This is a genomic window from Mucilaginibacter sp. R-33, assembly GCF_049949235.1.
Taxonomy (GTDB): Bacteria; Bacteroidota; Bacteroidia; order Sphingobacteriales; family Sphingobacteriaceae; genus Mucilaginibacter.
This window is the reverse complement of record NZ_CP188089.1, coordinates 6,031,665-6,044,858: the sequence shown is the minus strand read 5'-3', so window position 1 is coordinate 6,044,858 and position 13,194 is coordinate 6,031,665. Positions and strand designations below refer to the sequence as shown.

General features: G+C 44.4%; 9 protein-coding genes. 3 read left to right on the top strand and 6 right to left on the bottom strand.

Annotated features, from left to right (window positions below; genetic code table 11):
- Positions 1-25: 25 nt before the first annotated feature.
- The 3 genes from ACP26M_RS25100 to ACP26M_RS25090 all read right to left on the bottom strand — a co-directional run bounded on the left by ACP26M_RS25100 (position 26) and on the right by ACP26M_RS25090 (position 3,316).
- Positions 26-1,342 carry an SUMF1/EgtB/PvdO family nonheme iron enzyme gene (locus ACP26M_RS25100; protein ID WP_426584273.1) on the bottom strand — a complete coding sequence of 439 codons (1,317 nt, stop codon included), beginning with the start codon at positions 1,340-1,342 and terminating at the stop codon, positions 26-28.
- Between the two features lie 252 nt (positions 1,343-1,594).
- A complete protein-coding gene (locus tag ACP26M_RS25095) occupies positions 1,595-2,353 on the bottom strand; it encodes a uroporphyrinogen-III synthase (RefSeq protein WP_090530369.1) in 759 nt (252 codons plus the stop codon).
- 18 nt (positions 2,354-2,371) lie between these two features.
- Complete coding sequence (locus tag ACP26M_RS25090; protein ID WP_426584270.1) at positions 2,372-3,316, bottom strand: DUF4271 domain-containing protein; 945 nt, start codon at positions 3,314-3,316, stop codon at positions 2,372-2,374.
- 457 nt (positions 3,317-3,773) lie between these two features.
- On the opposite strand from ACP26M_RS25090, the gene ACP26M_RS25085 reads away from it, so the two are divergent.
- Positions 3,774-5,621 (top strand): glycoside hydrolase family 97 catalytic domain-containing protein, encoded by a 1,848-nt coding sequence (locus ACP26M_RS25085; RefSeq protein WP_426584268.1) that lies wholly within the window; start codon positions 3,774-3,776, stop codon positions 5,619-5,621.
- A 124-nt stretch (positions 5,622-5,745) separates the two neighbouring features.
- Here ACP26M_RS25085 and ACP26M_RS25080 read toward each other — a convergent pair whose 3' ends face one another.
- Positions 5,746-6,453, bottom strand: a complete 708-nt coding sequence (locus tag ACP26M_RS25080; RefSeq protein WP_426584266.1) for a hypothetical protein — start codon at positions 6,451-6,453, stop codon at positions 5,746-5,748.
- Between the two features lie 328 nt (positions 6,454-6,781).
- On the opposite strand from ACP26M_RS25080, the gene ACP26M_RS25075 reads away from it, so the two are divergent.
- Positions 6,782-7,000, top strand: coding sequence for a hypothetical protein (locus tag ACP26M_RS25075; protein ID WP_426584264.1), 219 nt, complete (start codon positions 6,782-6,784; stop codon positions 6,998-7,000).
- A 326-nt stretch (positions 7,001-7,326) separates the two neighbouring features.
- Positions 7,327-7,551, top strand: coding sequence for a hypothetical protein (locus ACP26M_RS25070; protein ID WP_426584262.1), 225 nt, complete (start codon positions 7,327-7,329; stop codon positions 7,549-7,551).
- Between the two features lie 248 nt (positions 7,552-7,799).
- Here the strand turns inward: ACP26M_RS25070 and ACP26M_RS25065 are convergent, their stop codons facing one another.
- Together ACP26M_RS25065 and ACP26M_RS25060 are read right to left on the bottom strand one after the other, a co-directional pair.
- Positions 7,800-8,342 (bottom strand): hypothetical protein, encoded by a 543-nt coding sequence (locus ACP26M_RS25065; protein WP_426584260.1) that lies wholly within the window; start codon positions 8,340-8,342, stop codon positions 7,800-7,802.
- A 1-nt stretch (position 8,343) separates the two neighbouring features.
- The gene (locus ACP26M_RS25060; RefSeq protein WP_426584258.1) at positions 8,344-13,071 is read right to left on the bottom strand and encodes an FG-GAP-like repeat-containing protein; all 4,728 of its coding nucleotides are present in this window, start codon (positions 13,069-13,071) and stop codon (positions 8,344-8,346) included.
- Between the last annotated feature and the right edge of the window lie 123 nt (positions 13,072-13,194).

Sequence of the window (13,194 nt, the reverse complement as noted above, 5' to 3'; positions counted from 1 at the left end):
TTGCTTGCGTTTAACTAACTCTCGATTAGCGTTTATCTGTAATGTCGCGCCCTAAGTATTTGGTGACGCAGCGGAAACCGATATATGATTTAGCGGTGTCCTGGTATTCGTAGGTCCGGGTTGAGTTTTGAAGAAAATATCCAATATCTTTCCATGAGCCCCCGCGTACAACTTTACGCTTCAATATTTCGGGGTCGGTAGACTTAGCTTCGTAATTGAATGTTGGTGCAAGATCATGCACAAATGTTGACGCTGATTCGTCAAAAGCAGATAATGTCCATTCGGCTACGTTACCTGCCATATTATATAAGCCATAATCATTAGGGAAGTATGAACGTACCGGCACAGTATACGCGCCGCCATCATCAGTATAGTTACCACGCCCCGGTTTAAAGTTAGCCAGTAAACAACCTTTTGCATTTTTAATGTAAGGCCCCCCCCATGGATAATCGGTACCTATCCTGCCGCCACGTGCCGCGTACTCGAACTCGGCTTCCGTAGGCAAACTGTAAGGTGCACGGTGCGGTAAATGGCGCTTATCTTTATAAGCGTCATTATAGCGTGTGCGCCATACACTGTAAGCTCTGGCCTGCCTCCAGGTTACCCCTACAACAGGGTAATTACGGAATGCGGGATGTGAAAAATAACTTTCAACCATAGGCTCGTTGGCAGCATATGAAAAATCGCTTAACCAAACAAGCGTATCCGGATATACCGCTACAGTATCACGAACAATGAAGTCGGAACGGTGTTTTGTTTTATCGTTATGATGATCTGCAGCATCACGCAGCGTAAACAAAGCGTAGTTATATTTAAGTAAGCGAACGTCAACCTCATTACGGTCAAACACACGGTCATCGCCCTGATAGTACATCCCCTGCAATTTTTGAGTATTGTTTGCCTGGTTGCCTTTGCGGCTCCAGATAGGGTTTTTCTTTACAAACTCCCAGTTGATGAATTTTTTACCGCCATTATTATTACCGGCGCCACCTTTGGGCTGTATGAAATATTTATTATCGTTGATATAATTGGTAATGGCTATTGAATCGCGCACCCAGTTCACAAACATTTTGTACTGACTGTTGCTGGTTTCGGTTTGATCCATAAAAAAAGGAGAAACAGTAACCTGTTTAGTTTGGGCTATCTGGGCAAAAGTTACGTCCTGATCAGTTTGCCCCATAAGGAAACTACCACCCGGAATATAAACCATTCCGTAAGGCACCTCGGCCCTGAATGATCTTGCAGGAACCCCTACAACTTCCCCCCGGTCACCGCCTCCGCGGCCACAACCACTTAATACACCACCTGCTAAAACAATTATTAAAAAGTAGATCTGCTTCATTTTACAATCAAAATCAGTTATATAACTATAACACAATGCAACGTCCGAATATATTACATTTTACTCAATGTAAGCTATAAAAAACGATAATTTGGCTTCTTGAATCGATAAACTGTGTACTTATCTTCCCAATACCGCACAAAACGCTATATAATTAACAAACCGCTAACCAATTGTTAACATGACAATTAGTTAGCGGTTATACGGGTAAATATGGTAAAAAGTTGCAGCCTGGTTAAATAAATTTCTAATTTATTTATTTACAAGCTTAACATACTGCTCAATAGCCATTGTCATTGACGGCGCGCCGGGGGTTGGAGCTGGTATATCCAAAATTAAGCCAGCCTCAAGCACTGCCTTATGAGTAGTCGCCCCAAAAGCGGCGATGCGTGTATTGTTTTGCTTAAAATCGGGAAAGTTTTTATACAGCGATTGTATACTCGACGGGCTAAAAAATGCTATAACATCGTAAAACACATCGGCCAGATCGGAAAGATCACTGCAAACAGTACGGAAAAGCACTGCAGGAGTAAAGTTATAACCGTTCTCCAGCAAAAAACGCTGCGTTTCTTCGGCAGCAACATCCGAGCATGGATAAAGGAATTTTTCCGACGAATGCTTTTTCAAAACCTCCGCCAGATCAGCAGCGGTTTGCTTGCCAAAAAAGATCTTACGTTTACGGTACTGAATATACTTTTGAAGGTAAAGCGCTATCGTTTCTGAAAGGCAAAAGTATTTCATTTCAACAGGCACCTCAAAGCGCATCTCTTCGCATATGCGAAAAAAATGATCGGCCGAATTACGACTGGTAAAGATCACAGCGCTAAAATCAGCTAAATTGATCTTCTCTTTTCTGAAATCCTTTGCGGGCACACCCTCAACATGAATAAATGATCTGAAATCAATTTTCAGGTTAAGCTTTTTAGCCAGCTCGGCATAAGGATTTTTATCATTTTCGGGCTTAGGCAAAGTAACCAGTATGCTTTTAACCTTTTTCTTTCTATCTTCCAATTCAGTGCTTTTAATAACCTAAATTTTAATATTCAATGCCTTTATTAAAATCAAAACAGGGCAAATTTCGAGGGCACAAAGATACGTAAATAAATAAAACTTATGAAATCGAAAGGTAGAAATTATATTTACGCTGCTCCTGATGTATTGCCATATAAAAATTATAATGATGATAATAAGCGTAACCGTAAGTAATACAGGAATATATTGTGCACCAAGAAGGCTAAAACAAATAACCACCGGCAAAAAAACAAACGCGATATTAAAATAGGTAAGATGCAGAATATTAAGGTATTCGCTCACCAGCTTATTAATATCAAACACAAACCCTAAAAACTTGAGTATTAGAAACTTGAGCGAAAATAATACAATAATGACTATGGTAAGAAAAGTAAACAGGCCGCTTCCCGCTATTTTATAATAAACGCCTTTGTACGCAGCCAGTTGATATAAGAACAAACCGAACGTAGCACAAAATAACAAAAACAAGCCCAGGAAAGCCCACGAACTAACCGGACTCTCTTCTTTACCGGCTATCGAAAGTACGCGTTTGCTGTAAAAAGAGGCAAATACATTGCTTACATCTTTGCCCAGGGCAAGGTTAAGAATAGCTGTATACAACAGCATGGCAATAATGAGCACAATAACCCAGGGATCACGCGAAGGGCGGTTATGCCCCTCCATTACCCTGCTCTTTGACCTGGAATGGAGATCAAGAAAGCCGTAGCCATGATATAATTCGTGGGCAAAAACGCTATCGGCATATTGGGCCCGCATGGCCGCGTCAGGCACCCTGAGGTAACGCATAGCAATAGAGTCTGCAATAAATTTATCTCTGTTTTGCATGGCATAAGCTACCGAATCAAGCACCGAATTACCGGGACGAAAAGCGCGTGTTGGTGATTTTAAAGGCGTATCAGCCACTATTGAATCCTGTTGCGCAAAAGCAACAGTACAATTCAATAAAAACAGCAAGCTGCACCAAAAAACCAAACAGATCCTCAAAGCTTAAAAAGGGCTATTATTTTTTGCAAAAGTAGGGTAATTATCTGAACCAGAATTTTATCAATTAATATTTTTTTGAATTTATTTGACCTTAATCACTTGCTATTCATTAAAAAGTCGGATTCCTATAAAGAAAAGTCTAATTAATACAATCTGGGTAAAAGCTGGTAAAATATATTTGTTGCAGGATAAGCCGGGGTGGTTAACTATTTAAGGGATGGCTGAAAATTCAGCTAATATTAAGCAGTCATGTAAATTATTTGCCAAACCGTTAGTTAAACGACCCAACGCCGACATTAAACCGATAATTAACAATTAACCTAAATACCGATCTGGAATATTTAAATTCTTTGTACTGTTTATTTAAATGACAAAAGCGCTAATTATGAAAATAAATACCTGCTTATTACTACTTATGCTGTGTTTGTATTACAATGGATATGCCCAGCAAAAAACCATCACCATTAGCAGCCCCGACAGACAAATTAATGTCCACATATTCATCGCCAAAGGCAAATTATCATACAACGCGGCAGTTAACAATACGATGTTGATAGCACCATCGCGCCTGGGTTTAACTGTTGATGGTATCGATCTTGGAGTTGAAACCAAATTTGCGGGTGCCACTTCAAATAAAAAGATAAAGGAAACCTATACTATCAACGGCGCTCACAAAATGGCATATAATGAAGCAAATGAAACTACAATTCCTTTGCTGACAGGAGAGAAGAAATTCAACCTGATTGTGCGTGCTTATAATGACGGCATTGCTGTACGTTACACATTACCCTACAATACCAAAAAAATCAATGCCGACTCGACCTCATGGGAATTTGCCGGAAAAGTAACGCAAGTTGCCTGGTCGGATTATAATGAAGGATATGAAGGCTTAAGCCATGTAACTCCATTGCCATCGGTTCCACAAAATACACCGATAATGGGGCCCTTAACTTTTAATGTAAACGGGATTTTTGCCTCGGTTTCAGAAGCTGATTGCGAAGACTTTTCAGACATGTCTTTTATACGCCATGATAGTTCTTTCAAAGCAAATTTCCCCTTTGCACCCAACGGTTGGGATGTACAATCGGATAGCGATACCGAACATGCTGTACTTAAAGGTATTTATGAAAATCAAAAAGCATCTCCCTGGAGGACAACCATCATAGCAAAAAATTTAACTAAACTTATAAACTCAGACCTGCTCACAAACCTTTGCCCGGCACCACAAAAGGGTAACGATTTTAGTTGGGTAATGCCCGGCCGTTGTTTATGGCAATGGTGGAGCGTTGGCGCCCCCAAGCTTGCTGACCAGAAGAGTTGGTATGATGCAGCGGCTAAACTAAAATGGGAATATTATTTAGTGGATGACGGCTGGCGAAATTGGAGTGAGCCGGGTAAAAATCAATGGCAACTTTTGGGAGATGTGATAGCGTATGGAAAAAGCATTGGCGTAAAATCAATTGTTTGGGTTGATTCTAAAGAAATGCGATCAGCGGCAGCCCGTTATTCGTATCTGAAGCGGATCAAAGAATTGGGAGCAGCAGGTATTAAGATAGACTTTATCCCCCCTGCAACCTCTTCGATCATACAATGGTACATGGGTACCATGCAAGATTGTGCAGACCTCAAACTAATGCTTAATTTTCATGGAAGTGTAAAACCAACGGGATTGACGAGAACCTACCCTATGGATATTACGAGGGAGGCAGTTAGGGGGAATGAATATCATATGACCCGGTATAAAAGAGTGGCACCGTTAGACCATGACGTATCTGTACCGTTTACGCGTTTTACCGCCGGTGCTGCAGATTTTACTCCTGTAATACTGAACCCAGAGCAACTTACATCGCAAAAATTCACCTGGGCCCATGAGTTTGCTCAATCCATCGTATATCTTTCTCCTATTACGCATTTCGCGGACGAATATAAATTTTACCTGGAGAGCCCGATGTTTGATTTATTTCAACAGGTACCTACAACCTGGGACGAGACAAAAGTTTTAAGCTGTACCCAAATGGGTGAAATTGTTGCTTATGCACGCCGAAAAGGAAACACCTGGTGGGTTGGCGTTATGAATGGTGCCGATGCACGTGAAATTAAAATTCCTTTAAACTTTCTACAGCACGCAACAAAAGGGGTACTGATATATGACGGAGAAGATACCAATGCATCTATCCTCCGTGAAGAAAGATTAGTCAATCCCAAAGACACGCTTACTATAAAATTATCGTCGGGTGGTGGCTTTGTAGCTATGCTACGTTAAAAGCAAGGCGTTATATGGCATGTGGCGTGCATAGCGCATGGGCACATGCCAGACCATGTTAAGCACTTGTTTTGTATAAGAATGCAGAATCGACACAAAAGACATGTTCAATTTAGTAAATACGTTATTCCGTAACTCCTGTAGCGGCCCAAAAAACAAGGTATCCGGCTTTATCTTTACTTACAGTAACTTTTTTTAGAATGCGCCCGGGATCAGGATGAATATTCAATACATCGATATTATGATGATCATTTTCTGTTATCTTATTTCCCTGCCCCCATTTGGCCAGATCATGTACTAAGTAGCTCAGGTTTGAGTTACCTTCAGGTATATCATTATAATAATCGGGCAATTTAAAATCTTTAAACTCGCTACCATCGCTATAAGTTAGTGTAATATATAGTTGCGAAGGCCCTTCGGAACTGGTAAGGCTCAGATACAAACCAGAATATTTTTTGTGAGGAACATCGAAGCTAAAACTATCAATACCGGCAACATTTAGGCTTTGGTTACCGTTGTCACCGTTTTTATAATGAAGCAAGGTGGCTGGGTGAAACGAATTAGCCGGGATCAATGGATTATCAGGCAAAGCATACGTATCATGATCGCCATTAAGTTTTGCTGCATCCGCGGTAAGATAACCATCCCCTTTGCCTCCGCCATCAATACCGGTTACCCAGGTTTGCAACTTACCATCGGTAACTGTAGTTACAGGGCGGGCATTTAACAGTTTTTGGATATCTATTTGAATGGTTTTATTGCTGTGCTGGCTGTTGGCAACTCTGCCGGCCAGCAAACACACAGATAAGAAAATAAAGTATTTAAAGGTCATGGTTGTTGTAATTGGGAACTAAAGATAAACAAAGCTTAAATGTCTCCTAACCCTTATTGCACAAATACCGGCTTTAGTCAAAAAAATAATTGCACTACCTTTGCCGCATGGCCGGTATTGAATGTTATCATGACAATCAAATACTTACAATCGCAGAGTAACAAATAAGTAACACAACAAAACCAAATATTCCATTTTGCAAATGCCGTACGGCTTTAATTTTAATAATTAAGCAATACCGATGCTCATTCCTTTATGAACAAAAATATTCCTTAATGATCTTGACCTGCCGGATACCTTATTTCCGGTTGCCGTTGTTTACGACTTTTTGATAGTCGACAGTAAAGTAATAAAAACAACATCAGCCGCTAACGAAATTAAATCGGCTATCGAATACTATGGTACCTCGGAGCTGAAAGCAGGCATCGGACAAATTCGGATACTGGACCTTGAAATCCCGGAAGCAGGTATTGCGGAAAGCATTGCTGGATCTGCAGAAAAGATTGAATATGATTTTAAGTATTTTGAGGGGGAGATAAAAAGCTGATCTCCCTGCCGGACGGCAGTTTCAGGATAAGTGTCGAAGAACGGGAAGTGGGGTAAATAGAAAGCGGGCCGATCCTGTCGGCCACGCTGTTACAGCCTTTCGTGGATGTGCAGCCTTTGCGTTTTAAATACGACGATTGGGAGATCAGGTCACAGTATGTGTTTACGATATTAACCTGTGATCAGAAAATTGATGGATTTATGAAGCCAAAGGCAATGTATTTTGACGCCCTGGACTTCTTTTTCGGGCAGGTATTAAGAACAAATATTACCTGCCTGCAATTACCTTATCATTCCTATTTATTTAAAGACGAGTAACAAATTATCATGAAGAACAATACGGATTATTTGAATTCCTTATCGGTTGAGGACAAGGCCTATCGTGACAGCCTTGCTCCCGGCGACAGGGCTTTATACGACTATTTCGACAGCATGCCGGCAAAGCCAAACAACCATCCCGGAACTTTTAAGCTGGCCTCCCCAATAGGCCCGGAACCGACCGTGGGCGACTGCAGCCCTGAGCTTTGGGTGAAAATAGGGCATATCGGTTAATGCCGGTTATGCCAAGGTTTATCTTCCTATTTTGTAATTGGTGTCGCTTAAGTCCCTCTTGGCGAAGTTATCCCGGATGAGTTTGTGCAATTGTGCTTTTCACCCGTTTTTAAAGCAAAGCAGTTAAGCCGGCCAAAAAGGAAAATAAATCATTCTTTATTAGAGGATTACCCTAACCAGCCGTGTCAGATCAGCCCTCGTTATCAGTGGGCGCGGGAAAGTATAGTAGCCAAACGGCCATACCTATGCTATTTTATAGCGATTGCCTGCCGCTGCAATACCGCAGCCTCCTCTTCTTTAAGCATAAACCGGAACACGCCCCCATCGTACTGCAATTGTAATCCAGCTGTCTTGTTAGCGCAAAGTCTCAGTTCATCATCGTCGGCAAGCTGATAATTGCCGGTAATCTGATTTGTACTCGTGCCCGGATCGGATTTCGCGAGTTCATTGTTCAAATTTGCCAAAGTGATCACCGTCCCATCTGACAACGTAAAAAAAACATTTGCGCCCCTTCCAATGCTTTGAACGTCGGATATCGTTGTTTTGATAGTCATACGGAGAATTCTTTTATCGCCAAACTTCAAGGTCTGCAACAGCAAATACACAACACCGGTACCACCGGTGTCCGGCGCTGAAGCCAGCTGCTCGATACCGGAAATCGCATTTCCGGTATTATTGAGTTTGAGGGCCGTATCAATTTTAATTAAACCGGGTAGATTAACTCCGGCGCTGGCAAGCACAGGAAAAACGAGGCAGGCGATCAGTATCGGTATTTGTTTAAAAATGTTCATATCAGTCTATCAGCGTTATATAATTCAAGTCAAATACGGTATTGGCGTCAAAGGTCATAATCTTTCCGTCCGAGGAGGCAGGCCCTACAGATCCGCAGTTCAGGCGGATGGAATAAACGCCTTTCGCGCCTAAGGGCCCGAAATCGATGTCTGGGCTATCCAAAGAACCTGCGGGAATATCCACTCGCAAACCGTTAAGAAAGGCTGTATTGCCACCGCGGGTCGCGTAAGCTGCGACAAACGTGAATACCACATTGGAATGCACCACCGGTACGTGAGAAGAAACCAGCAAATGACCATCCGTGCCCACCCTTGCCGAAAATGTTGCCTTTTCAGATGGTGAAGTGGTTACGGAGGTAAGGTTATAACTGGTATTTGCAGCATAGTTGATGGTCGTTCCGTTAAGTGTGCCCGGATTGATACCACCATTATTAAGCCTGACCGTAAATGGACCGGGTGTTAAGCCCATAGCACCCATGTCTACCTCAGCTCCATCTTTGAGCCCTGCATCAAGATTAACCAGCGTGCCGGTCTGGAAGATTTCACTTGCACCCTGAGGAGTAAAATAAGCTCCGATATAACTAAACAGCGTAGTAGTATATAGATCATTCAAATGTGGCGTCACCCATAGATGGTTGTCAGCTGACACCCGAACCGTATAAGTCAGGTTATCGGAAAGTAATGGCGGCATCCCGGTCCCTACCCCAAGGGTATAATTGGTAAAGCCGGTATTGCCCCAGTGATCTACCGCCGTCACCTTAAAGGTATAACTTGCCGCACTGTTCGCCGCGGGTGTCCCGGAAAGTATGCCGGTAGTCGTATTGAAACTCATCCCCGGCGGCAATGTTCCTGTAAATGACAGTGTATATTTACCATAACCTAATGCACCGAACAACGTCCGGTTATAAGCTACGCCGATCTGCGCATTTTGCAGGTGAAGCGGCGCTACGATAACCCCGGGCACGGGCTTCACAACCAGCGTGAAATTCCCGGTTACCGAAGCGTTGTTGCTGTCAGCAACTTTCACAACCAGGGGAAAGCTTCCGCTTTGCGTTGCGGTACCGGTAAACGTACCGTCAGTATTGAAAGTCAACCCGGTTGGTATTGAGCCCGAAACAATATTAAATGTATACGGGCCTTTGCCACCGGTGGCGGTTACTACAGAAACCGTTGGAATATTTTGCACGAACTGACGGAGTACTGTCCGGTAAAAAGCCAGCGGCATCAACGGCAATGAATTTCCCAGTAAGGTGCTGTTTGATTTGATTCCCGCGGCATACAATGCATTCCCCGCATCTGTCGGGTGTATACCGTCCGCCAGGTTATCCTGCGTCGGGGCGAAAAGGTTTTCGAAATCCACGAAACGGCAATAACTATGGCCCGGGCCCAGGGCCACCGCCCGCTGCACATCGCGGTAATCGTCTGCGGTCGGTCCCGTAGTCGACAGTCCGTTGTCACTATAGGTTTCTCCATTAGGCCCTTCATAATATTCCGGGCCGGTACTCTGGATATAAATAACAGCCGAAGGACGTAAGGCATGCAACTGCTCTACCAATGATTTTAATTCGGAATAAAAATTGTGCAGAGGTGTCATGAAGCCATAGTCGTTTACCCCTATCTGAAACCAATAGTTAGCTACGTTGTAGTTCGCCAGCTTTTGCGCAAACGCCGTCACATGCGCGGCATCATAAGTATCGGTATGCAGGATACGTCCGGCATACCCTTCTGAAAATATATCTCCCGAAAACGAGAAAGCAGGATCGCGGGCGATCTTCATCATCCAGACGTTGTTCTGTGCGTCGGATGAAATATTGAAACCGGAAAGGATAGAATCATGAATAAATAAGACACTTCCCGGCTTTACCGTAGTGGACGGGCTTACTGTGGTGGTGCCGCCGGAAAGATAAACCGCCCTCAGGTAGGTACCGGCCCTGCGAACGCGCGGATCAGTGATCACGTTATTCACCGAATAGGTGCCCTGTCCCGGCATCATAACTTCCACTGTTTTGTTTCCGGGAGGCAGCACATCTGAAATATACTGAACGATCTTCGCCTGGTCCGCCCCCTCGACCTGGTAATATTTATAAAGTTTGCCGTCGATAAAGATCGCCGGTCCTGAAATATTGGATGGTTTATCCCCATTATAGTTAGCAAATGGCGAAGGGATCGTCCCGTCCATCGGCGTTACCGTTCCATATGCGCCTTCCTGTACCATACAATTGGTATAAACAAGAAAAGTGTCATTAAGCGGATCCGAACCATTGGTGGGATTCGTGATCCGTTGTACCAGCAAGCCAAGCGTTACTGCTCCTGCCGGCGCTGTCAGCGTATAGCACACCGGATTTGATCCGCTTACTACCGGCAATGCCTGCGGTCCCGCCATCGGCGCTCCGCTGCTGTTGTAAAAAACATAGGTTGGGTTGGTGGTTCTCAGGCCTGATATTGTATAAACCCTGCCAGATATAACTTTAGTCGCCGTGTTGACCACATTACTTCCCGTAATTACGTTACCGGAAGCGTCGAAGTCAGAATTGCCCTGCACCGTGACCAGTGGGAAAAGGTTCAGCACACGCTTATCATAAAAATCCCGTACATATTCGATCGCAATTTGTGTGGCATCGGTCTGGAAGCGCATCCGGGCGTAAGCAGAGTGCTGCAGGTATTTTTTACGGCTCGCATTGTAGCTGTCGCTCCAGCCGTACCAGGTGGTCTCCGTATTGCCGATTAATGAAGTTGCATCAGCCCGGTAGCGGCGGAACAAGCCGTTCATCCCCGCCTGCTGCAGGGTAAGGCACATATTCTTCTTGAACTGGCCGGAAGCTTGTGCCGATGAGTTCCCCCCGTTAAAAACAACCGCGAAAATATATTCCGTCTGCGGGTAAAGGTTGGTCAGCGCCCAGCCAAAGTCCTGGTACACGCCCGCTGTTAATGTAAAAGTCTTCCGGGCCTGGATACTCAAATTGTTAGATGCTAACAACTGGATCTCAATGGTGCCGCTGCCCTTAGCAGTGAAGGTCAGGTTCCCCCGGACCGGTACAAGCGGGGATATGGAGCCCATGGTAGAAAAGTAAACAAAGCGGCCGGCGTTTGTCCCCGCAGTTCCGCTTGGATTGATCGTCGTACCGTCATCAGGAGCAATGGTAAACCCTGTTGGCGCTTCCTGCTTCCATTCTGCTTCCAGAATGTCGGTATTGACAAAACTGCCAAGACTGTTGGAAGCGGTTGATTCAGGATAAGCGGGGCCTGGAACCGCAGCGGAGTTATAATTATGAAGCATGGAGATCGTATTATCGATATCGTTTGCCGAGATCAGGTCGGGTTTACCATCCCCGTCGATATCACCTACGCCCAGCGAATAAGGCGTATTACCGGTAGTAAAGTCGATCTTGGTTACCAGGGTGTTGATATCAATGGTACCGGAAACTGACTTGTTCCGGAATATGGACATTGTCTTTCCGTTATAATTGGCCGCTGCGATATCCGGTTTGCCGTCGCCGTCGATATCTCCTATGCCTATTGCGACCGGTTCACTTCCGGTTCCGTAATCGGACGCTGCGGCAAAACCGGTTCCGGTCAGCGTATTCCTCAGAATGGAAATCACATTCCTGGTCGGATGATAGTTAGACGCCACGATATCCGCGTTACCGTCCTGATCGATGTCCGCCAGGAATACGGCAGTAGGTGCGCCCGCCAGGGCGATCACGGGCATGGTGGTTAGCGAAGTCAGGGTAAAGGCCCCTGCTGTCGAGGCATTTTTGAAAAAAGAAAGATTATTAGCAGCATAATTTCCTACGATGATATCGGCCTTGCCATCATTATCGACATCCCCTATGGCAACGGAGTTCGGTGAAGCACCTGTAGCAAAATCAATTTTGGTAGCTAAGGCGAATGTGCCGGAGACGCTCGTATTCCTTAATACAGAAATCGTATTTCCAGAAAAATTGGATGTCACAATATCGGGCAGGCCATCTTTATCGAGGTCACCGATGGCCAGCGCGAGAGAATTTCCTCCTATGCCAAAGTCAAGTCTGGGCAAAAAGGCGATGGTGTGCGTAGATGGCCCAGTGAATGACGAATTATTGATAAAGACAGAAAGCGTACTGGTTAACTGGTGTACCACGGCAATGTCAAGTTTGCCATCCCCATTCAGGTCAGCAACCGCAAATGCACTCGGGTTGGCCAGTGTGCCGATATCCGTCTTGGCAGAAAAAGAATTAGAAGTGATATTACTACCGGTCGCCCCGTTTACTAATACCGAAAACGAATTACTCGTCCCGTTTAATGAAAGCACATCTGCATTCCCGTCACCATCAATATCCGCAGCGGCAACGGCCACCGGGTTATTGCCTGTGGTGAAGTCGATCGCAGGGTCGATATCGGATGAGCCAATACTGTTATGCGTCGTAAAAGTCGGGATAAAAGGCTTGGCTGAATACCCGGTTAATTTGCTGGCGGTATTCAATACCGAAACCGGCTGATAAGCCGCCCCTTTCGGCACGGTTACAACAAGCTGCGTGGCTGTAGCTGTGGAAACAGTTGCTTTCGTTGCCCCGAAATAAACGATATTATTAGCTGCTGTGGTATTGAAGTTCGTTCCTGTCAGGGTTATTGCGGTACCAATTGCTCCGTTAGCAGGGGTAAACGAAGTAATAGCCGGCAGTTGAGCACTGGCATATACCGAAATTCCAATGCATACAACGAGCATTATTACTTTGACAATAGATTTCACGTATTTATAAGGCTAAGGTTATATTAAAAAAATTGCTCCGTTTACTTTTCTCTATGAAGTGTTATATTATCCTTAAATAGTCAACATCAAACTCTAATCTTTGAACATTGGTTTAATGTCTTC

Excerpts from the sequence above, each read along its gene's own strand:
- ACP26M_RS25065 (WP_426584260.1), bottom strand. The coding sequence starts at position 8,342 with ATGAACATTTTTAAACAAATACCGATACTGATCGCCTGCCTCGTTTTT.
- ACP26M_RS25070 (WP_426584262.1), top strand. The coding sequence starts at position 7,327 with ATGAAGAACAATACGGATTATTTGAATTCCTTATCGGTTGAGGACAAG.
- ACP26M_RS25085 (WP_426584268.1), top strand. The coding sequence starts at position 3,774 with ATGCTGTGTTTGTATTACAATGGATATGCCCAGCAAAAAACCATCACC.
- ACP26M_RS25100 (WP_426584273.1), bottom strand. The coding sequence starts at position 1,342 with ATGAAGCAGATCTACTTTTTAATAATTGTTTTAGCAGGTGGTGTATTA.
- ACP26M_RS25080 (WP_426584266.1), bottom strand. The coding sequence starts at position 6,453 with ATGACCTTTAAATACTTTATTTTCTTATCTGTGTGTTTGCTGGCCGGC.